Source organism: Aeromonas sp. R1-1 (assembly GCF_040908495.1).
GTDB classification, from domain to species: Bacteria; Pseudomonadota; Gammaproteobacteria; order Enterobacterales; family Aeromonadaceae; genus Aeromonas; species Aeromonas veronii.
The window spans coordinates 11,749-33,000 of record NZ_JBFODV010000265.1 but is presented as its reverse complement, the minus strand read 5'-3'; the positions used below and the strand labels follow the sequence as shown (position 1 = coordinate 33,000).

General features: G+C 59.3%; 19 protein-coding genes. 12 read left to right on the top strand and 7 right to left on the bottom strand.

Annotated elements, in window-relative coordinates; all coding sequences use genetic code 11:
• Positions 1 to 396 (bottom strand): formate--tetrahydrofolate ligase (locus AB5Y92_RS18115; RefSeq protein WP_368227314.1); only part of this gene is annotated, 396 nt, incomplete at its 3' end.
• A gap of 67 nt (positions 397 to 463) precedes the next feature.
• Here AB5Y92_RS18115 and AB5Y92_RS18110 point away from each other — a divergent pair.
• The gene (locus tag AB5Y92_RS18110; protein WP_368227313.1) at positions 464 to 892 is read left to right on the top strand and encodes a hypothetical protein; all 429 of its coding nucleotides are present in this window, start codon (positions 464 to 466) and stop codon (positions 890 to 892) included.
• A 41-nt stretch (positions 893 to 933) separates the two neighbouring features.
• On the opposite strand, the gene AB5Y92_RS18105 is transcribed toward AB5Y92_RS18110, so the two are convergent.
• A complete protein-coding gene (locus tag AB5Y92_RS18105) occupies positions 934 to 1,836 on the bottom strand; it encodes a LysR family transcriptional regulator (protein WP_164537226.1) in 903 nt (300 codons plus the stop codon).
• A gap of 109 nt (positions 1,837 to 1,945) precedes the next feature.
• Between AB5Y92_RS18105 and AB5Y92_RS18100 the strand changes: the two genes are divergently transcribed.
• The 4 genes from AB5Y92_RS18100 to AB5Y92_RS18085 all read left to right on the top strand — a co-directional run bounded on the left by AB5Y92_RS18100 (position 1,946) and on the right by AB5Y92_RS18085 (position 4,935).
• The gene (locus AB5Y92_RS18100; protein WP_005334411.1) at positions 1,946 to 2,506 is read left to right on the top strand and encodes a YceI family protein; all 561 of its coding nucleotides are present in this window, start codon (positions 1,946 to 1,948) and stop codon (positions 2,504 to 2,506) included.
• Complete coding sequence (locus tag AB5Y92_RS18095) at positions 2,506 to 3,243, top strand: hypothetical protein (RefSeq protein ID WP_368227312.1); 738 nt, start codon at positions 2,506 to 2,508, stop codon at positions 3,241 to 3,243. Before AB5Y92_RS18100 ends, AB5Y92_RS18095 begins: the two co-directional genes overlap by 1 nt.
• 182 nt (positions 3,244 to 3,425) lie before the next feature.
• Positions 3,426 to 4,550 (top strand): adenosylhomocysteinase, encoded by a 1,125-nt coding sequence (locus tag AB5Y92_RS18090; protein WP_368227311.1) that lies wholly within the window; start codon positions 3,426 to 3,428, stop codon positions 4,548 to 4,550.
• A gap of 76 nt (positions 4,551 to 4,626) precedes the next feature.
• The gene (locus AB5Y92_RS18085) at positions 4,627 to 4,935 is read left to right on the top strand and encodes a SelT/SelW/SelH family protein (protein ID WP_043821170.1); all 309 of its coding nucleotides are present in this window, start codon (positions 4,627 to 4,629) and stop codon (positions 4,933 to 4,935) included.
• A 114-nt stretch (positions 4,936 to 5,049) separates the two neighbouring features.
• On the opposite strand, the gene AB5Y92_RS18080 is transcribed toward AB5Y92_RS18085, so the two are convergent.
• Together AB5Y92_RS18080 and pepT are read right to left on the bottom strand one after the other, a co-directional pair.
• On the bottom strand, positions 5,050 to 6,759 hold the full coding sequence (locus tag AB5Y92_RS18080; protein ID WP_368227310.1) for a lysophospholipid acyltransferase family protein: 1,710 nt from the start codon (positions 6,757 to 6,759) through the stop codon (positions 5,050 to 5,052).
• A gap of 210 nt (positions 6,760 to 6,969) precedes the next feature.
• Positions 6,970 to 8,193, bottom strand: a complete 1,224-nt coding sequence (gene pepT, locus AB5Y92_RS18075; RefSeq protein WP_368227309.1) for a peptidase T — start codon at positions 8,191 to 8,193, stop codon at positions 6,970 to 6,972.
• Positions 8,194 to 9,207: 1,014 nt separating this feature from the next.
• On the opposite strand from pepT, the gene speA reads away from it, so the two are divergent.
• Positions 9,208 to 11,109, top strand: a complete 1,902-nt coding sequence (gene speA, locus AB5Y92_RS18070; protein WP_005344160.1) for a biosynthetic arginine decarboxylase — start codon at positions 9,208 to 9,210, stop codon at positions 11,107 to 11,109.
• A 284-nt stretch (positions 11,110 to 11,393) separates the two neighbouring features.
• A complete protein-coding gene (locus AB5Y92_RS18065) occupies positions 11,394 to 11,582 on the top strand; it encodes a hypothetical protein (RefSeq protein ID WP_005334402.1) in 189 nt (62 codons plus the stop codon).
• Between the two features lie 80 nt (positions 11,583 to 11,662).
• Here AB5Y92_RS18065 and AB5Y92_RS18060 read toward each other — a convergent pair whose 3' ends face one another.
• The 3 genes from AB5Y92_RS18060 to AB5Y92_RS18050 form a co-directional block, all read right to left on the bottom strand.
• Positions 11,663 to 11,950, bottom strand: coding sequence for a hypothetical protein (locus AB5Y92_RS18060; RefSeq protein WP_201988210.1), 288 nt, complete (start codon positions 11,948 to 11,950; stop codon positions 11,663 to 11,665).
• A 267-nt stretch (positions 11,951 to 12,217) separates the two neighbouring features.
• The gene (locus AB5Y92_RS18055) at positions 12,218 to 14,224 is read right to left on the bottom strand and encodes a methyl-accepting chemotaxis protein (protein WP_368227308.1); all 2,007 of its coding nucleotides are present in this window, start codon (positions 14,222 to 14,224) and stop codon (positions 12,218 to 12,220) included.
• A 203-nt stretch (positions 14,225 to 14,427) separates the two neighbouring features.
• On the bottom strand, positions 14,428 to 15,723 hold the full coding sequence (locus tag AB5Y92_RS18050; protein WP_021229327.1) for an amino acid permease: 1,296 nt from the start codon (positions 15,721 to 15,723) through the stop codon (positions 14,428 to 14,430).
• A gap of 251 nt (positions 15,724 to 15,974) precedes the next feature.
• On the opposite strand from AB5Y92_RS18050, the gene AB5Y92_RS18045 reads away from it, so the two are divergent.
• The 5 genes from AB5Y92_RS18045 (at position 15,975) to AB5Y92_RS18025 (ending at position 21,078) form a co-directional block, all read left to right on the top strand.
• Positions 15,975 to 16,358 (top strand): Rid family detoxifying hydrolase, encoded by a 384-nt coding sequence (locus AB5Y92_RS18045; RefSeq protein WP_005344164.1) that lies wholly within the window; start codon positions 15,975 to 15,977, stop codon positions 16,356 to 16,358.
• Positions 16,359 to 16,380: 22 nt separating this feature from the next.
• The gene (locus tag AB5Y92_RS18040; protein ID WP_019445950.1) at positions 16,381 to 17,670 is read left to right on the top strand and encodes a serine dehydratase subunit alpha family protein; all 1,290 of its coding nucleotides are present in this window, start codon (positions 16,381 to 16,383) and stop codon (positions 17,668 to 17,670) included.
• Between the two features lie 64 nt (positions 17,671 to 17,734).
• Entirely contained in the window at positions 17,735 to 18,388 is a 654-nt protein-coding gene (locus AB5Y92_RS18035) for a transcriptional regulator (protein ID WP_005334376.1), read from the top strand.
• Between the two features lie 153 nt (positions 18,389 to 18,541).
• Complete coding sequence (locus tag AB5Y92_RS18030) at positions 18,542 to 19,129, top strand: histidine phosphatase family protein (protein ID WP_368227307.1); 588 nt, start codon at positions 18,542 to 18,544, stop codon at positions 19,127 to 19,129.
• 323 nt (positions 19,130 to 19,452) lie between these two features.
• Positions 19,453 to 21,078, top strand: a complete 1,626-nt coding sequence (locus tag AB5Y92_RS18025) for a methyl-accepting chemotaxis protein (RefSeq protein WP_021229324.1) — start codon at positions 19,453 to 19,455, stop codon at positions 21,076 to 21,078.
• Positions 21,079 to 21,252 lie beyond the last annotated feature (174 nt).

The window sequence follows — 21,252 nt, the reverse complement described above, 5'->3', positions numbered from 1 at the left end:
CAGGGCGTGAAAATCGCCGGTAAGGTGGAGGTTCATCTCCTCCATCGGCACCACCTGGGCGTGGCCGCCACCAGCGGCCCCTCCCTTGACCCCGAATACCGGCCCGAGGCTTGGCTGGCGGATAGTGGCGATGCTGGACTGGCCGATATGGTTGAGCCCCATGGAGAGGCCAAGGGTGGTCACCGTTTTCCCTTCACCGAGCGGGGTAGGGGTGATGGCGCTCACCAGTACCAGCTTGCCGCGCTGTGTGGGCTGAGACGTGAGCAGGTCGAGGCTGAGTTTGCCTTTGTAGTGACCATGGGGGCTGAGCAGGTGCTGGGGGATGGCGAGGCGTTCGGCCAGCGCGTGAATGGAGAGACGGGGGGACTGGCGGGAGATCTCGATATCGCTTAGCATCAGCACCTCGTTGGCATATCGGGGTAAAATATGCGGCGCAGTCTAGTGGAATATAACGGGTAATCCAATGACGAAAACGATTTTATTTGGTGAGGATGAGGTTCGTCAGAATCCTGTTCGGCTGGATCTCAACGCACTCTATCATCCTCCCAAGCAGCCGATGACGGCGCTGGGGATTGTCAGCGCGCTGGTGCCGTTATTCGGTTTCGGCTGGCAGGCGATGACCCTGGACCCCGAAACCCAGCTGCGCCACGAGATCCGCAAACGGGTCAACAAGCACAAGACAGACGAGGCAAACCTCATTTTGATCCTGCAGCTGGCCACCATGTTTGACTGCCCCGAGATTGAAGTGGCGCTCCCCTATGCCCTCAGTGAGCCGCAGTTGTCCGTTGTCCGCACCCGTTTGCCGCGCTGGCAGTTAAGCCTCGAGCAGGAGCGTCTGCTAGCCAAGCTCACCCCTGTTGCCGCATCCACCACCGCATCCGGCCAGCGTTAGGTTTCAAGCCGGACTAGCAGGCCGTACCCTCCGCTCTGCAATCAGGTCGGCGCATCCCACTGTTGCGGGGCGAGATAGCGCTCCTGCACGAACTCGATAAAGCAGCGCACCTTGGCCGAGACGAAGCGGCGGTGCGGATAGACCGCATAAAGTCCCACATCTCCCTTGTCCCACTCTGGCAGCAGGCTGACCAGCTGCCCTGACCGCAGGGCCTCCCCCACGATAAAGGTGGGCTGCAATATGATGCCCTGATCATCACAAGCGGCGCGGGTCAGCGCCACCCCGTTGTTGGCCCGCAGCGGCCCCTGTGGCCGGATACTCTGCGCCTCGCTTCCCCGTTTGAAGTGCCACTCCGGCTGGGTCAGGGTGTAGATCAGACAGTCGTGCTGCTTGAGATCCTCGGGTTTTTCCGGTCTGCCCTTGCGTGCCAGATAGGCGGGGCTGGCGCAAAGCTCGACCCGAATGGTGGCCAGTTGGCGCGCCACCAGCGAGGAGTCGCTGAGGTGGCCGATCCGCAGCGCCAGATCGAACCCCTCTTCCACCAGCGCTACCCGCCGGTCGCTGTACTCGATATCGAGTTTGAGATCGGGAAAGCGCTGGCGAAACAGCGGCAGGGCGGGGGAGAGGTGCAGATAGCCAAAATCCATCGGCACCGAGAGCTTGAGAGTGCCGTTCGGCTGCTGGTTGTGGTGGGTCAGCTGGCTGTGGGTCTCTTCCAGCTCCGCCAGCAGGGCGAGGGATCGCTGGTAGTAGAACTGGCCCGCCTCGGTGGGATTGACCTGACGGGTGGTGCGCGACAGCAGCCGGGTGGCGAGGGACTCCTCCAGCTGCTGCATCAGTTTGGAGGCCATGGCGACCGAGATGCCGAGCTGGTTGGCGGCCTTGGTAAAGCTCTGGCACTCCACCACCTTGATAAAGGTGCGCATGGCGGCGATCTGGTCCATTTTCCATCCTCAGTAAATAATGAATTTAATAAATCACTGATTATTCATCTTCAGAACGAGGTTAGCATTTTAACCACTGATGTGAACCCCAAGATGAAGGAACGAACGGATGAAAATGACCAAGGCTCTGCTGGCCTCCTGCCTGTTTATGGCTACCCCTCTGATGGCGGCGGATTACGATGTGGATGCGGCGCACACCACGGTGCAGTTCAAGGTGGGTCACCTGGGCTTCTCCGAGCTGGTGGGTCGCTTCAACACCTTCAGCGGCACCTTCAGCATGGATGACGCCAACCCGGCGGCCGCCAAGGCAAGCTTTGAAGTGGATGCCGCCAGCGTCGACTCCAATCACGAGGCCCGCGACAAGCACCTGCGCAGCCCGGACTTCCTCGACGTGAAACAATATCCCAAGATGACCTTCGTCAGCTCCGCTTACGAGGGCACCAAGGATAAAGGCGTGCTGAAAGGGACCCTGACTCTGCACGGCGTCTCCAAGGAAGTGGCCTTCGATCTGGTCAAGATCGGTGAGGGCAAGGATCCCTGGGGCGGCTACCGCAGCGGCTTCAACGCCTCCACCACCATCAAGCGCAGTGACTTTGGCGTGAGCTACATGCTGCCCGGCATCCCGGACGAGATGAACATCAACCTGTTTGTCGAAGGCGTGCGCAAGTAATGGGCGCGGAACTTCTGCTGCAAACCCTGGCGGCTCCTCTGGGAGCCGCTTTGCTATCGTGGCGCTGGCCGCGACTGGGGTATCTGTGGGGCGCGCTGGCGCTCTGGCTGTTGGGATCCTGGCTCGGTGGCCTCTATGGCATACCGGAAAAGGCGTGGCAGTGGCTGCCGCTAACCCTGCTGGTCCCCGTCATTGCGGCTCAGGTGAACGATCTGCGCGGCTCGCTGCTGCTCTTTGCCGTGTTCAGCGCGCTGGTGTGGTGGCAGGGATTGGCATCGGTATTGGCGAGCGAACCCGGGATCTGGCTGGCGCTACTGCCCGCCATCCTCTGGTTTGGCTGGAGCACCTTGCGCGGTGACAGCCGCGAGGGGCTCGGGTTTGCCCTCGGCTTTATCTGGTTGGCGCTGGTGATCGGCATCGATGGCAGTCTGCTGATTGCCCAGCTGGCCGGTGCGCTGGCCGCTTTCGCCGGTTTTCGTGCCCTGCTTGCCACCTTTGTTGGCACCAAGGTAGCCCCAGCCGGTCTGGCGCTGGCCCTCGCCTTCGTCCAGATGCTGGCCTGGCAATATGTGGAGGTGCCGCTGGTGGTGTTGCTGCCGGTCTGGTTGCTGCCGCTGCTGGAGTGGGCGTTGCGTGACAAACCGTGGCCAGTGCGTTGGGGTGGGCTGATCTTGCTTGCTGCCGCGGGAACCGGGCTCAGCCTGTGGTGGGTGTGGCCTGCTGCTTCTTTGTACTGATTTTTGCATGAAAAACAGGCAATTACAGTCATTTTTGCATACCCGCTCATACTCTTGGCAGATAATGATTGAGCCACCTATGTGTTTCAGATAAAAAGGTTTTTCATTTTATTTGGACACACACAGAACCCGGCCGCGCCGGGTTCTGTTTGCCTGCTTTGCGGCACATAAGGAGGCCACAGTTGCGCAGTCAAGGATCTGAGCATCTGTTTTTTCGCCATTTCACCGGACAGGGACGCATCGACGGTCTCTGCATTCTGCTGGTCACTCACCTGCTTCCCGATCGCCCCCGTTTTATCGAAGCGCTTTCCCGGATTGGGCGGATTGGTGCCATTTTACCCAAACCGAAATCGGTACACGGCCCGACCCTGGAGTGGGTATCCCGGCATTATCCGGTGCTGCCCCTCAACCGGCGCTGGACCAATGATCCCGACAGCATCATCCAGCAGATTGCGCCGCTGGTGGCCCCTCACGAGCGATTGCTGATCCTCGATATTGGCGGTTACTTTGCCAAAACCCAGGTGATCTTGAGTGAATACTTCGGCCCCCGTTTCCTCGGGGTGGTGGAGATGACCGAGAACGGCCATCAACGCTATGAGCAGGAGGTGCTGGCGACTCCGGTGGTGTCGGTGGCACGCAGTCCCCTCAAGCAGGCCGAGGATATCCAGATTGGTTTGAGCGTGGTCTACTCCGCGGAGTCGTTGGCGCGCAACCTCAACCGTACCTTCAACGTCTGCGAAGCCGTGCTGTTTGGCTATGGCAAGGTGGGGCGCAGCATCGCCCGCGACCTGCGCTGTCGCAACCTCCATCTCGGGCTGGTGGAGACCGATGTGCTGCGACAGGTCGAAGCGCTCTCTCACGGTTTTCGTCTGATCACCAAGGTCGAGGCGCTGAGCCGTGCCGAGCTGGTGATCTGCTCTACCGGCAACGGCTCGCTGGATTTGGCGGATCTGCAGGCGCTGCGCCCCGGCACCATGGTCGCCTCGGTCACCTCGGCCGACGACGAGTTTGCCTTCTCGCTGGCCCAGTTACCGTGGCCGAGCGAAGAGGTGTGCCCCCATGTGCTGGCCCTCAACCGGCCGGATGGTACCCAGATCTACCTGCTCAACCGAGGTGAGGCGGTCAACTTCGTCCATGGCGCCGTGATTGGCGAATATGTCTATCTGGTGCTGGCGGAGATCATGGAAGGGATCCGGATGCTGGCGGCAGGCCCTCTTGCTCCCGGCCTGTTCGAGCTGCCAGAATCGGCGATGCGTACCATTGCCCGCCATTGGCTGGCCGATTTTCATGGGGTTGATCAGCACTGATTTGACCAAACCGGGAGCGGCCATTGGGCGGCAGTACGCCACTTCCCGCCATTGTCGCTTTTTTATGGAGTCACTCATGACCGAGTCTGAAACCCTGATCAGCAAACCCCGCATCGAAATCCGTTACTGCACCCTCTGTCGCTGGATGCTGCGCGCCGCCTGGCTGGCGCAGGAGCTGCTCTCCACCTTCGACAGCGATCTGGGGGAGGTGGCGCTGGTGCCGGCCAGCAAGGGGGAGTTCCGCATTCTGGTGAGCGGGGTGCAGGTGTGGGATCGGGTGGTCGATGACGGCTTCCCCGAGGCCAAGGAGATCAAGCAGCGGGTGCGTGACGTCATCGCCCCTGAGCGGGATCTCGGCCACTCGGATCGCAAGGCGGCCGAGTAACGCCAGATGAGCCGAGCGCCTCGAAAAGGTGCTGAGCATGAGAGCGAAAGGAGAGGGAGGCGATGGCCTCTCTCTCCTTTTTTGCCTTTGGCTGTTTGTCTGGCTCCAGCAGGGTTATAAGCGCGGCTCGGCCAGATGGCTGCCGATATAGCGGGCCCGCTTGTGGGGCTTGATGCGGCTCACATCGACCCACACCAGCCCGTCGATGCAGTGGTTGAAGTCGGGGTCGATGCCAAAATCCATAAACTGCACCCCGCCCGGCTCGCACAGCTCGGAATACTGCTTGTAGAGGGTGGGGATGGCGCAGCCCAGATTGTCGAGACGGGCCTTGAGTGCTTTGAGATCGGCGCCGTAATCCACCCCTTCGAACAGAGGCTGCGTCTCGGGGTAGGGACGGCGGGAGGGGGCCAGCGCCAGCTCGGGGGCAAAGTGCTGGCGGTAGAAGCTCACCAGCAGATCCTTGGCCGCCGGCGGCAGGCTGCCGGAGAGCGACACCGGGCCAAACAGGTAGCGGTAGCGGGGATAGCGGGCCAGATAGGCACCGATGCCGAACCAGAGATAATCGAGCCCCCGCTTGCCCCAGTAGGCGGGCTGGATAAAGCTGCGGCCAAGCTCGATGGCAAGCTCCAGCCTCGGCAGCAGCTTATCCTCAAAGCCGAACAGGGTGTGGCTGTAGAGGCCATCCTTCCCCTTGCTGGCCAGCAGCTCGGCCACCGGGGCGAACCGGTAGGCGCCGATAATATCGAGTCGGGCCGGATCCCAGAGGATCAGGTGGTGATAGTCGTTGTCAAAGCCATCGAGATCCCGCCGCTTGCCGGATCCTTCCCCCACTGCGCGAAAGGCGATCTCCCGCAGTCGCCCCAGCTCGCGCAGGATCACCGAGTGACTCAGTTCATGGCGGCGGTAGAGGTAGATCCCCTGACCATCCGGGGTGGTGCCGAGCTGCTCGCAGCTTTCGATGGCCTGTTTGAGTTGGCGGCGATCCTCCGGCAGGGCGATGGGGGCCTCGGTCTGCAGGCGCCCTGCCTTGCCACGGCCAATCCGGTAGAGGTGGTTGCGCACCAGCCGCGCCGCCGTCTTGGCGGGCAGCTCCTGAAAACTGCCGAGCGGAATGCGTGCCCCTATGGTCACCGGCAGGGTTTGCCCCTGCTGGCGAAACAGCTGGCGTACCAGCAACAGGGCGGAGGCGGGCTTGTTGAGCCAGGAGGCGAGATAGAACCAGAGGCTGTTGCGCCCTTCCAGATGGATGGGCACCAGCGGGGTGCGGGTGCGCTGGGCCAGTTTGATAAAGCCTGCCTGCCAGGGGCCATCTTTCACCCCCTTGAGGCCAAGCCGCGAGACTTCACCTGCGGGGAAGATCACCAGTGCCCCTTCATGGGCGAGGTGTTCGTTCATGGCGAGGATGGCCTGTCGATCGGTCTTGCCCTCCATATTGTCTACCGGCAATAGCAGAGGGCGCAGCGGCGCGAGCTGGGCCAGCAGCTGGTTGGCGACGATCTTCACATCGGGGCGAATGCGACCGAGCAGTTGTAGCAGCGCCAGTCCGTCCAGCGAGCCGATGGGGTGGTTGGCAACAAGAATGACCCGGCCGCTGGCGGGAATATGCTCCAGTTGCGCCTCGCTGACCCGATAGTCGAAATCGAGCTGGGTCAGCGCCTGCTCGACAAAGTCGAGGCCGCGCAGGTGCGGGTAGCGGGCGGCAAAGTCGGCAAAGGCACGTTCGTTGAGCAGCCAGCCCAGCAGCCGCTTGAACAACGGGGTAAGCAGAGGGTAGCCAAGCAGGCGGGGGAAGTGCTGGGTCAGCAGGGTATCGATAGTGAACATCTGGAGGGCTCCGGCGATCCGTTGCTCCCAGCATGATGTGGCACTGTTCCCGCGACATGTCAGCGGGATGACAGTTTGATGGCAGCGGCAGCCAGTAGCTCCTGAGCGACCCTCCCCGGTTTCCCTTTCTTGATGGGTGATGGCCAGATAGCAAGGGGGGCGCCGGTTAACCGGCTCCCCCCTTTTGCCCTGGTAATGATAGCGACCCGATTAACCGCGCCAGGCAGCGGTGAGGCGCACCAGCTCCACCAGGGTGACGACCGATTTCTCCATGGATTGCAGCGGGATGAACTCGTGCTTGCCGTGGAAGTTGTGGCCACCGGTGAAGAGGTTGGGGCAGGGCAGACCCATAAAGGAGAGGCGGGCGCCATCGGTACCACCGCGAATGGGTTTGATCTTGGGCACCACGTCGGCGGCCTCCATGGCGGCACGAGCCAGCTCGACGATATGCATGTGCGGCTCTATTTGGCTGCGCATGTTGCGATAGCTGTCGGTCAGGGTCAGCTCGATGCGGGCCTTCGGATACTCGGCCTGCAGGGCGGCGACCCGGCTCTGCATCTCGGCCTTGCGCGCGGCGAAGTGCTCGTCGTCGAAGTCACGGATGATGTAGTGGAGGGTGCTCTCCTCCACTGTGCCGCTCATCTGGGCCAGATGGAAGAAGCCCTCATACCCGTCGGTGCACTCCGGGGTCTGTTCGGCCGGCATGGCGGCGTGGAAGCGGGCGGCCAGGGTCTGGCTGTTGATCATGCTGCCCTTGGCGGTGCCGGGGTGGACGTTATTGCCGATAAAACGCACCGTGGCGCTGGCGGCGTTGAAATTTTCATACTCCAGCTCGCCCAGTTCGCCGCCATCCACGGTATAGGCCCACTTGGCCGGGAATCTCTCCAGCGGGAACAGGTTGGCGCCACGGCCAATCTCTTCATCCGGGGTAAAGCCGACCCAGATATCGCCGCGCGGGATCTCGGGGTGGGCCTGCAGGTGGTCGATGGCAGTGAGGATCTCGGCGATACCCGCCTTGTCGTCGGCGCCAAGCAAGGTGGTGCCGTCGGTGGTGATGAGGTCCTGACCCAGATAGTTTTTCAGGAAGCGGTAGTCACGGATGGCGAGCACCTCGTCACCCTTGCCAAGGCAGATGTCGCCGCCCTGATAGTTTTCGATGATTTGCGGTACTACGTGCTCCGCCTCGTAGTCGGCGGTGTCCATGTGGGCAATCAGGCCGATAGCGGGGGCGTCCGGCTGGTTGCCCGGCAGGCAGCCGGTGAGGTAGCCGTGTTCATCCAGGGTGACCCGGGTTAGCCCCAGCGCCTTCATCTCTTCTTGCAGGGCGCGGGCAAAGATCAGCTGGCCTTCGCTGCTGGGGCAGGCTGGATTGGTCTCATCGGAGCGGGTATGAAAAGTTACGTAACGCAGAAAACGCTCAAGCAGGGTATCCATTAGTCAGCCTCTAACCGATTGTGAGCGGTCATTGTGGCCAATCCGTGTGGGGCACTCATTGCGTCAGCGCAGGTTTTTCCCATTTTTTGACGCAAGGGAAGAGCGGCGAATGTGCGGCGCGCGGGGCAACTTCGGCGAGGGGAGGCGCATAAATGTGGCATTTATTACGATATTTAGGCGCTGGCGGTGGCGACCAAATTCCCCTCAGCCACCGCACAGCAAGGCGTCAGCCCAACCATGGCGTTTTCGCACACTTTTCAAGTGGGAATCGGGCTGTCGCATAACCTGCGCCATCCCAGAGCCTGCCTGCCCGCCAGCAAGATTTGATCGACTTATTAAAAGGGGATTTTGAACACTATTTTTTATTGTCACTGCCTGCGGTAAGTGTGTACACTCCGCGCCGATCCAAGGGCAACCCTGAAGCAGGCAGAGCCGCCAGAAACCCGACCGATCATACGCCTATAGGGCGAGGCACGCAGAAACGACAGACACTGCTGGGGAATGGTTTCTTTAATACCGGTTAGGCTCCGGTATCAGGGAGAACAACAGACTCTCATCCTTCATTTGACCGAGTGGGCCACCGGCTCATCATCTTCCCTTGTCATGGGCGGTCACTGACGGTGAGGTGGGCTGTGGTTGTTGTCGTCTATCAACACGCATGCGTGCTGGCGCCTTCGCTTCTCTTCCTTGGAACCCTCTCCTTCTGTCGGGATCGCTGCCGAATGATGAACTGACGGCGTGGCTGATGTCGTCTGTCATCAAAGTACCGCGGCGCTACGGCATAGTGGCACCGCATACCGTTGAGCTTGATGTAAAGCCACCAGCCCCACATCAAGACTCGTTACTTCCCCAAGATCCACCAGGCAGCCTCTGGCTTGCCGCGATGTGCAAAAGGTTGGTTTGGGTGGCTGCGTCTCGTGATGGCAGCGCTCGCCGTACTCTGCACTAGATGGTCTGGATGTGATTGAGGGTAACGAAGGCGACTTTGGGTCGCTCATTTGCGAGGCATAGCCCATGACTAACTGGTCCAGCAAGGACTCCTTGAAGGTCTACAACGTTCCCTACTGGGGTGCGGGTTTTTTCAATATCAATGACGCCGGTCATGTGACCGTCGCCCCCGACAAATCACGCCCTGACGCGCATATCGTGCTCTCTGACGCCATCGAACAGTTGCGTCAGTCCGGGCTGACCACCCCCGTGTTGCTGCGCTTCCCTGACATCCTCAAGAGTCGGGTCGATGCGCTGTTCAACGCCTTTGGTCAGGCCATCGAAAAGTCTGGCTATGAAGGGGACTACCTCTGCGTTTACCCGATCAAGGTAAACCAGCAGCGTCGTGTCATCGAGACCATCAGCCAGTCCTACAGCGACAAGCCCCGGCTTGGCCTGGAAGCTGGTTCCAAACCGGAACTGCTGGCCGTGCTGTCCCATCACCATGAGCAAGGCTCGGTGATCGTCTGCAACGGTTACAAAGACCGCGAATATATCCGCCACGCCCTCTTGGGCAACCTGATGGGCCACAAGGTCTACATCGTGGTGGAGAAGCCCTCCGAACTGGAAATGGTGCTGGACGAGTCAGCTCGTCTCAACATCAAGCCCAACATCGGGGTGCGTGCCAAGCTCGCTTCCACCGGCTCCGGCATGTGGGAATCGAGCGGTGGCTCCATGTCCAAATTTGGTCTCTCCGCCTCCCAGATCCTGGCGCTGATCGAACGTCTGCGCGGGCTGGGCAAGCTGGATTGTCTGCAACTGCTGCACTTCCATCTGGGCTCCCAGATCGCCAATATCCGCGACATTCAGGGCGGCATCCGCGAGTGCGGCCGTTTCTACGCTGAACTGCGTCGCCTCGGTGCCAACATCGAAGTCGTGGACGTCGGTGGCGGCCTGGGGGTGGACTACGAGGGAACCCGTTCCCAGAGCCACTGCTCCGCCAACTACAGCCTCTCCGAGTACGCCAACAACGTGGTATGGGGCATCGGCGATGTCTGCCGCGAGTTCGATCTGCCGCACCCGACCATCATCAGCGAGTCTGGCCGTGCCCTGACCGCCCACCACGCCGTGCTGGTCACCAATATCATCGGTGCCGAAGGGGTGGAGATGAACGACATCAGCGCGCCGGACGAAGATGCGCCGACCATTCTGCAGAACATGTGGAAAGGCTGGCTGGATCTGCGCAGCGAAGATCCCTCCCTGCTGGAGATCTTCCATGACTCGGTGGCAGATCTGGGTGACGTGAATACCCAGTACACCATGGGCCTCTTGAACCTTGAACAGCGTGCCTGGGCCGAGATGCTGCACCAGAACACCTGTCTGGCGCTCAAAGAGATGCTCAACCCGGTCAACCGCAACCACCGTGCGCTAGCTGACGAACTGAGTGAAAAGCTGGCGGACAAGTGCTTTGCCAACTTCTCCCTGTTCCAGTCTCTGCCGGATGCCTGGGGTATCGGTCAGGTATTCCCGGTGATGCCGCTGGCTGGTCTCGATCGTCCGCTTAGCCGTCGCGGTATCCTGATGGATATCACCTGTGACTCCGACGGTCAGGTCGAGCACTATGTCGACGGTCTGGGGGTCGAGAGCACCCTACCAATGCCGGTCTACGGCGAGAACGAAGAGTGCCACGTCGGCTTCTTCCTGGTCGGTGCCTATCAGGAGATCCTCGGCGATCTGCACAACCTGTTCGGTGACACCCACTGCGCGGAAGTGTGGCTGGACGAAGAGGGCAAGATGGACATTCGCAACGTGGTGCGTGGCGACACCGTCGACCAGCTGCTGCGTTACGTCAACATCGACCCGTCCGTGATCCGCGAAAACTACCAGCGGATCGCTGCCCACCCGGCTCTGGACGATGCCACTCGCAAAGCCCTGCTCGACGAGCTGGAGCTGGGCCTGCAAGGCTACGCCTATCTGGAAGACGAATAAACCTCTTGCTTGTTTACCCCGTCGGTGGAAATAACATGACGGGAATGAAAAAACGGCGCCTGCGGGCGCCGTTTTTGTTACCGGGGGCCATCCGGCGATATGACAGGGCACTCGGCCCGTCTTCATTCGGATAACCTATGGTGGCTCGGGGCATCCGCAGGCCACAGATCTGGCTGATATCTGTCCCTTTCAGCCGCTTCCCTTGATCTGCATCAAGCGTGAACCTCGGTGGTTATTTTACGGTCAGGAGTGATGTTGATGGGATGTAACAAAAGGATGTGCATATGGAACTGAAAAGGGACCCGAGATGCTATACCGACGTCTGTATCGACGGTAAGTGGTATCACTACGACCACTGCAGCACCAACGTCTACATGCTGATGGGGGGCGCCGCGCCGAGCCTTCAGCTGGCCTATGAGCCGAGCAGCGAAGAGGAGCTGATCGAGATGCTCCAGCAGCTGGGGCGCTTCTGACTTACCGAATTGATCTCTTGCCATATGGCCATCGGGCGCATTACCACGATGGCCACCACTCTTCACCGCTGTACCTTATCTCAGCGGGTTTTATTGCCCAATAACCCCTTGCCAATCTCCAGCATGGCGATGGCCGCGGCGTAGCTGCTATCGGACTTGCCAATCTCGTCCGCTACATAGAGAAAATTGGATTGGTACTTCTCGACGGCCTCCCGTGGACTGGTCGCGTCAATAAAGTCCTCCTCCACCTCGAATCCTTGGGTCAGCAGTGCCGCCTTTTCACTCAGAAAAGTCGGAGATGCCATGTCGATAAAGGTGTATTGCTGCCGATTGGACGCCGGAATGGTAAAAAACTGGTATCTGGCCATGGGTAAATCCTCGCTTGAAGCGGGTGATAGATGACGTGACGCTGGTTTTAATCTGTGGCTCGCAGGCGGCTTGCTTGCCTCGACGTCGTAGACCGTGCGTGTCGGGAATGCCGCATTTTGTTTTCGTTCGAGACTACGTTGTTGGCATCTGCCCGGCAAGTGGGTCGCAGAGATTTTCTGGATTATCCGAGCAACCGAGATGTTGTTGGCAGGGGCGAGACCGGGATAATGCCGGGCTCACGTTGAGCCCGGCTTGTCAGCGCTCTGTTACAGCACGAAGCTCTGTACCATGGCGCGCAGCTGTTCGGTGAGCTGGTGGATCTGGCGGGCGGCATCGCGGGCGGCGTTGGCCACTTGCAGCGCCTCGTCGCTGCCATCCGAGATGCGCACCACGTTGCGTTCGATCTCGTTGACCACGGCGCCCTGTTGCTCGATGGCGCTGGCGATGATGGCGTTGGTATCGACCATCCGATCCACCTTCTCGGTGATGGCGCCAAAAGCCTGCTTTGCCTCCTGCGCCAGCCCGACCCCCTCCTGCGCTTCATGGCTGGCCGCCGACATGGCGGTGACCGAGGCGCGGGCACCGGATTGCAGCTGTTCAATCATCTGCTGGATCTCGACGGTAGCCCCCTGGGTGCGGTTGGCAAGAGACCGCACCTCGTCGGCCACCACCGCAAAGCCGCGACCCTGCTCACCGGCCCGGGCCGCTTCGATGGCGGCGTTGAGGGCGAGCAGGTTGGTCTGTTCGGCGATGCCGCGGATCACGCTGATGACGCCGCCAATCTGGCTGCACTGCTGTTCCAGCTGGCCTATGGTGTCGGCGGTGCGCAGCACCTCGCGGTTGATATGGTCGATGGCCTTGATGGTTCGTTCCACCACATCCTCGCCCTGACCGACCACGTTCTGCGCCTCCTGGGTCATGCGGGCGGCTTGTAGGGCGTTGCCCGCCATGTCTTGTGAGGTGGCGGCCAGCTCCTTGATGGCGGTAGCGACCTGATGGGTCTCCCCTTGCTGATCGGCAATGACCTCCTGCGAGCGGCAGGTGCGCGCTTCGATCTCGGTAGCGCTCTCCACCACGGTGACGCCATTTTCCCGCACTCGCCGCATCAGGGTGCGCAGGGTCTCCAGGGTCACGTTGTAATCCCGGCTGATGGCGGCCAACTCGTCCTGACCGACGATCTCGATATGCTGGCTGAGATCCTGGGCGTTGACCCGGGCGGCGATATCACGCACCCGCCCTACGGTGTCACGCAGGGAGAGATAGGCACCGATCATCAGGTAGAGGTAGAGCAGCAAGCTGGCGGTCAGCGGCGCTGTGACCCACCAGAAGTGGCGCTGGTTGGCGGTCAGCCGCTGATGCAGGTCGGCCTCCAGCCGCTGGCGTACCTGGCCTGCCAGTGCGGTGATGGCCTCGTCCATTTTATCCCCCTGCGCCTGCACCTCCTTGGTGGAGAGTTGCACCAGCTGATCCTTCATCATCTTGTTTTCCATGGTCTCGACCCCCTGACGCACCAGCTGTATCAGAGCATCGGTCTGCTGACCCTGCTCGGCGCGGTAGGCCGGTTCGATCTGGTAGAGCAGGGTCAGATCGGCCTCCAGCTCCTGCAGGGTGGCGCTGATCAGGTCAAGACGAAAACGCAGGCCGCTGTAGCCCTCAGCCTGAAACAGGCCGAAGTCGGCGATGGTGGCGGCGCGATCCCGCACCTGGGCCAGCAGGTCGCGCAGTTGCGGCAACCGCTCGCTGGCGAGGATCACCATGTAGTAGGTACCGAGCGCCGGATCCTGGATCAGGCTGCTGCTGGCTGTGATGTGCTTGTAGAGGTGGCGCACCTCGGTCAGCAGCTTGTCGTGGCGCAGGTTGCTCTGCTCCACTTCCAGCTTGCCCGCTTCACTCTGCAGGGCGGCCCAGCCCTGCTGGATCACCTCAAAGGAGGGGTTGTTCTGGCGGGTGTCGGCAAAGGCTTGCAGGCTCTGAGCAACTGCTTGTGCGGCAGCCTTTACCTGATCATCACCGACCGGATCCACTTCATAGGCGTGGCGGGTCACCAGATTGCGATGGGTGATCAGGGCCTGCTCGATAGCGGGCACGGGGGCGAGATTGACCACTCCCGCCAGCTCGCGGTTGGCCTGGACGTTGTCATCCTGCAGCCGCCCCAGCAGATTGGCCATGCTGTAGGCCAGTGGCAGCAGCATCAGGCAGGACCAGATCAGGAATTTGTATTTGAAGTAGAGCTGATTGCCCAGCCGGATGGCAGGGTTGAAAATCCATTTCATGTTAAGCCTCGATACCTGAGTGCGGGCGTGAGTCGTGTTGCCTGAATAGTACTCCGAGCGGCCTCCCTTGGGTGATGGCCGGTTGCAAGTTGTGATCCCCTTGGCTTTTTACTTCCGGGCGGGGGCGCCGTCAGCCGAGCCAATAGAAAACGGGCCACCCGAAGGTGACCCGTGGTCGATAAGGGGATATCCGCCTGCAACCGTCAGTTGAACGCCAGGAAGGGCGAGACGCAGAGCAGCAGGCCGGTGACGATGATGATGTAAAGAGAAGTGCCCTTGTACTTGTGCAGCGCCGGTACCTGATAGACCAGATAGGCCGGGATGAGGCAACCCACCATGCCGAAGATGGGGCTGCAGATGGAGGTGAAACTCAGTACCGGTGCGTTGAGCACGATAGCCCCCCAGGAGAGCATGACGGTAAACACCATGATCCCTTTGCCTACCAATCCTTTGTTGATGCGGTTTTCCGGCAGCACCCTGCGCAACAGGTTCATCGCCAGACCCTGACAGGCTTCACGAAAGCCCAGATAGACGCCGAAGTAGGCAGTCATCACCGCGAAGATGTTGAGGGTGAGGCTCAGGAGCTTGAGGGTCTGGCCGGGCATCCCCTGGGCTACCATCGCCAGCGCGGAGATGTTCTCCTCGGAGGCTTTGACCGCCTGATCGTGGCCCATGGCCAGAGTGAAGGAGACTGCGTAGAAGAACACCACCACAAACAGGATGCCGAAGGCAATATTCATGGCGCGCATCGCCTTGAAGCGGGCCACTTCCAGCGACTTTTCCCGCGAGCGGTAGGAGATCACCATGGGGCTCAGGCTCTGGATAAAGAGGATAGAGGTGAGGGTAAAGGGCAGCATGATGATGGCATCCTTCATCCAGTCACCGGCGGCGGGCATGGCGGTGATGTTGGCCGCATCCCACTTGTCCACCATCATCAGGCCGAGCACCGCCACCACGCTGATCTTGGTCAGCACCATAAAGGTGGAGATCTTGAACAGCAGGTTCTCGCCGCGCGAGGCCAGTGCCACCAGACCGCAGATCAGCACCAGACCGTAGAGCGGGTTTTCGGAGAGCAGGCCGTCGGTGACGCCGAAGCTCTGCAGGAAGGAGGCGCTGTCATTGGTGATGGCGGTGGAGTAGACGAAGACCCAGATCACCAGCATCACGAAGTAGAGCGCGCCGAGCAGCACACCCCAGTTCTTGCCGAGGTAGCCGGTGATGACGCTGGGGTAATCCTTGCACTCCGGCGAAGTGGCCAGGGTGTTGATAAAGAGGCGCTGGAACATGTACATGGCGGGGTAGCCGATCACTGCCGAGAGCAGAAAGACCCACAAACCCATCAGACCCACCTGTACCGGCAGGAAGACGATCCCCGCGCCGATGGCCATGCCGATGCTCATGATGATCCAGCCCCAGTCGGTGCTGTCGAAGCGAACCGCTTCTTTCCATTCCAGCGTGCCCATCACGGGGCTGGCGAGTGTAGTGCTATGCGCGTCCATTAAAACCTTCTTTTTTGTAGGGATGTGGGAAAGCGGCGCAAATATAGTTGAATGAAACAGTCATAAACAATGCCCATAAGAGTACTTTTGTTCAAATCAGGATGGTGATCACGGTTTATATTGAGGCCGAAAGGTGCCTTTAAACGCCATTTTTGTATCTTTTTGTTGAATGGATAAAATAAAAAGCAAATAATGTTGAACGGAATGAGATTCATGATTGCAAAAAAAATTGCACAAACAGGAGTGGCTATATGAAACGCATCATTACAGCAGCAGCGGCACCTGACGCTATCGGTCCCTACAGCCACGGCACTGCCTATGGCGACCTCATCTTTACTTCCGGTCAGTTGCCGGTTTGCAAGCAGCAGGGTGGTGTGGTGGAAGGGGGGATTGCCGCCCAGACCCGCCAGTCACTGGAAAACCTGAAATCCGTGCTGGAAGCCGCTGGCGGCTCGCTGGATACCGTGCTCAAAACCACCTGCTACCTCGCCGAGATCAGCGATTTTGCCGCGTTCAACGAGGTCTATAAAGCCTATTTCCAGAAAGATTGTCCGGCGCGCAGCTGCTTCGCAGTGAAGGATCTGCCGATGGGCGTCAAGGTTGAAGTGGAAGCGATCGCCCATATCGCTCGTTAATGCTGATAAAAAGGTTCAAGTGATGAAACAAGCGTGGCAGCAGTATCTGCAGATTATTCAACAGGTTGTCAAACCAGCGCTGGGTTGTACCGAGCCAATCGCCGCCGCTTATGCCGCGGCTGTCGCCGCTCGGCAACTGGGGTGTGAGCCCGGTCGCCTCGAGGTTGCGGTGTCGGACAATCTCTATAAAAACTCGATGGGTGTCTATGTGCCGGGCACCGGCAAGATCGGTCTGGCCATTGCGGCTGCGGCCGGTGCCATCGGCGGCAACGCCGATGCCGGGCTGGAGGTGCTGGCCGCGATCCAGCCAGCACAGGTGGATCGTGCCCAGCAGCTAATCGATGCCGGCAAGGTGCAGGTGAGCCGCACCGCTGCCCCCGAGTTTATCTTCTGCCGCGTGACCGTTTATGGCACTGATGACAAGGGTGAAGAACACAGCGCCGAAGTGACCCTGTGCGGCGGTCATACCCGCATCGTCGAGCAGCGCCGCGATGGCGAGGTGACCTTCACCGCCGATCAGAGCCAGGGCGGTGCCACCGGTTCCATCTGCGATGGCGTCGATATCAGCATCGCCGCCATCTACGAGTTCGCCACCCAGGTGGAGTTCGAGCAGATCAGGTTCATCCTCAAAGCCTCGGAGCTCAACGGCAAGCTCTCCGCCGAGGGGATGAACAACCCCTATGGCCTGGAGATTGGCCGCACCATGCAGCAGAACATCAATGCCGGTCTTATCGGCGAGGATGTGATGAACCGCATCGTGATGATGACGGCGGCTGCCTCTGATGCCCGCATGGGGGGGGCGACCCTGCCAGCCATGAGCAACTTCGGCAGCGGCAACCAGGGCATTGCCGCCACCATTCCGGTGATGGTGATTGCCGAGCGCTTTGCGGCCAGCGAAGAGCAGCTGGCTCGCGCCCTCATCATGAGCCATCTGGGCGCCATCTATATCAAGTCCCACTATCCGCCGCTGTCGGCCTTCTGTGGCAATACCGTGACCAGCGCGGCCGCCTCCATGGCCATGGTCTATCTGGCGGGCGGCAGCTTCGAGCAATCCTGCTTCGCCATCCAGAATGTGCTGAGCGACAGTGCCGGTATGGTATGTGACGGGGCGAAAGCCTCCTGCGCCATGAAGGTCAGTACCTCCTCCGGCGCGGCGGTGCGCGGCTTCCTGATGGCCCTCAACAGTCACTCGGTGTCGGGGCAGGGGATCGTCGCCGGCGACGTGGATCAGACCATCCGCAACGTCGGCCAGATGGTGAAGGAGGGCATGTCTGCCACAGACAGCACCATTATTGATATCATGTCCGCCTGATGTCCCTGTCGGTTGCTGCCCGGCGCACATTGCCCGGCAGCAACCCTTGCAAGAAGGTCCCATTGTGAAGCTGCAAGAGTTGAGTCCGAGCGATTTTGAGATCCTCAAGTCGATGGAGAACATAGTGGATGGCATCGCCGCCATGTATGGTCAGCACACCGAAGTGCTGCTCCACAGTCTGGATGCGCGCAATCCCTCGATCGTCAAGATTGCCAACGGCCATATCACCGGTCGCAGTGTCGGCGCTCCCATCACCAACCTGGCGATGATGAAGCTCAAGAGCGGGCAGGATATCTCCAGTCCCTACATGACCAAGTGCGCCACCGGCAAGACCCTGCGCTCTATCACCACCGTGATCCGCAACGGGGAGCACAGGGCCATCGGGTTGCTCTGCATCAACAGCGACATGGATGCTCCGCTGCAATCCGTGTTGCGCACCATGATGCCGGAGTGTATGCATCCCCACGAGAGCCATGCCACCCCGGAGGTGTTCGCCCGCAACATCGACGAAGCGCTCAACAGCACCATAGATACCGTCAGTGCCGAGGTGCGCGGCAACGAGGCGGTGCCTCCGTCCCAGAAGACCCGGGTCATCGTCAACCAGTTGCACGACATGGGGATCTTCGAACTGAAAGACAGCGCCCAGATTGCCGCGCGCCAGCTCGGGATCTCGGTCCACTCCATCTACCGCTATCTGCGGGAGATCAAGAAGGGCTGAGCCGGTTAACTCTGGCCAAATTGACAGCAAACGGGTCGGCACTGACCCGTTTTTTACGCCTGCGTTTACACGTCTGTTTGGGCCATCCACCGGGCTCATCTGCTATCATCGTCCCCTTTATTTTTCTATCTCTCTGAACGTGCTGGAGAAATCATGTCTCGACTCATCTATCTGCTGCGCCATGGCCAGACCCTTTTCAATGCCGAACAGCGCCTGCAGGGTCGCTGCAACTCCGATCTGACTGAGAAGGGGGAAGCGCAAGCTATTGCCATGGGATTGCGGCTACGAGACGAGCTGGCCGATCCGGCACGCTGGACCGTCTACGCCAGCCCGCTCGGGCGCGCCCGTCAGACCGCCCTGCTGGTGTGCGAGCAGTTGGGACTGACGGCAGATCGCATCGTCTGGGACGATCGCTTGATGGAGCTGGGGATGGGGGAGTGGGAGAGTTGCCAGATCCCGGCGCTGCGTCTTGCCCACCCCGAGCTCGATACCGGCAAGGGGGACTGGTATCTGCAGGCACCGGGGGCCGAGAGCTTCGAGAACATTCAGCGCCGGGCACACCAGTGGTTGCATGATCCCGCCATCGCCGAGCGGGCCATTGTTATCTCCCACGGTCTGCTCGGTGCCATGTTGCGCGGCGTCTATGCCGATCTCGACTATGAGGCGACCTGGTCACAGGAGTTGCCGCAAGATGCCTTCTATAAGCTGCAGGATGGCCACATCACCCGCATTGCTTGCTAGTTTCGTGGACGTTGCCGCCATCAGTGAATGGACGATGCAGGCTGCAACACGCTACGGATTTTGCTTTGCAAAGATTAGACATCAACGAAATGATGAATAGACTCAAAAAGCGCATTATCAATAAGGGCATTAGCCCTTCTTCTGCGCTGATGTGTTTAAGGTCTGGTTTTGCGAACAGGTTGCAACTTGCATTGCACTATGGTGCACAGACAGCGCTTTTTAATGAGGTAAGCGGTTGATTGTATTGAAATGAGTGGTCGCGTGATGCTTGGTGTATCAATTGCATATTAAACGACCAGTGGCCTGTGTATGAGGACGACACCATGAAAGGGATCTCGGTTCGTAGCAAATTATTGATGCTGGTTGTGGTACCGCTGTTTTGTATGATTTTGCTGTGCACTCTCTCCCTTTGGGGGATGCGCCTGATGAATCAGGCTGCCCATCAGGTGAATGAAGAGGAGGTGCAGCAGTTATCCGAACTGAAGCTGATTTCAGACTTGTATGCGGTCAGTGTCGTTGATGCGATCAATAAAGCGCATGTTGGATTAATCACCCGTGAAGAGGCAAAACGTTCCGTTACTGAAGCGCAGTTAAAAGCCGCAACGGAATGGAAGCGTTACATGGCCCAGAAGATGTCTGCGGAAGAGCGGGCGATAGCGGAGTCTGCCCAGGTATTGATGAACAAGGCCGACATTACACTGGATGGTATTAAGAGTGATCTTTCATTAAAAGCTCCTCTTGATAAGGCAATTCATCAGTTATACAGCACGGTTGATCCTTTTAATGAGGAGCTGGGCAAGCTGGTTGAACTCCAGCTGAGATTTGCAGATGAGCATGTTGGTACCTTGGAAAGTCTGGCCGTTGATTTTTCATTTGCCTTCCTCTCCATTACCGGGATTGCCCTGTTCGCTTTATCCGTGCTGGGGATCTGGATTTTTCGCGGGATCAGTCAACCGCTCACCGCTTTGCGTAGAGCACTTTACAAATTGCAGCATGAGCAGGATTTGACCGTCACCGTCCCCGTCATTCGGGAAGATGAATTGGGGCAAGTCGCACGGGCGCTGAATGATATGGTTAGCCATTTCCGCAGATTGATTGGCGAAATGGATGACGTGGCCGAACAGTTATCGACAGGCGCCGATGCACTGAACGAGCTGGGGCTAACCAGTGCTGAACAAATGGCCCAGCAGCGTCTGGAGACAGATCAGAGCGCTGCGGCGATGAATGAGATGAGCGCAACGGTTAACGAAATCGCCCAGAATACAAATAGTGCTGCAATTGCCGCCCGTCAGGCTGAAAACAAGGCAGAAGAGGGGCAAGCGGTTGTCAAGGAGACCATTGGGAATATGGCTCTGCTCTCTGGTCAATTGCAAAATACATCCACTGTGCTGCAAAACCTGGCCATCGAAAGCAATAACATTACTCAGGTGATGGGGGTTATTCGCTCGATTGCCGAACAAACCAATTTACTGGCACTGAATGCGGCAATTGAAGCCGCCAGAGCGGGTGAGCAGGGGCGCGGTTTCGCGGTGGTGGCTGATGAAGTCCGGGTACTTGCTCAGCGCACCCAAAACTCTACCGGAGAAATCCAGAACACCGTCAATCGCCTGCAACAGAATGCAACTATGGCTGTTGATAGTATGAATATCGGATTATCTGAAGTGGAGAAGACGAATACCCTGATGCTGACCTGCGGCGTCTCTTTGGAAGAAATTGTGAGTGCGGTGGATGATCTGAATAATCTCAATGTGCAGGTCGCCGCTGCAGCCGAAGAGCAAAGCAAAGTCACCGAAGAGATGACGCGCAGCATGGTCAATATTGCCGATATCGCAGTACATACCTCGGACTCGGCAGCCCATGTATCGGCCAAGTGTCAGCGTCTTGATGAGATGGCCAAGTCAATGAGAACACAGATTAATCATTTTAAATGGCGCTCACATGCCGCTTGATATAGTTCGATGAATTACCCCCAGGCCCCGAGAGTTCGGGGCCTTTTTGTATCATGTTGGTCGTACTGCACCTGTGTTGAAACATGTCATCGGTTTCCATAGATATGGGAAGATTCATTACCGGACTGATGAAGTGAGGCTTTCCGAAAAATTGTGCATTTTTGACGGCAGCTG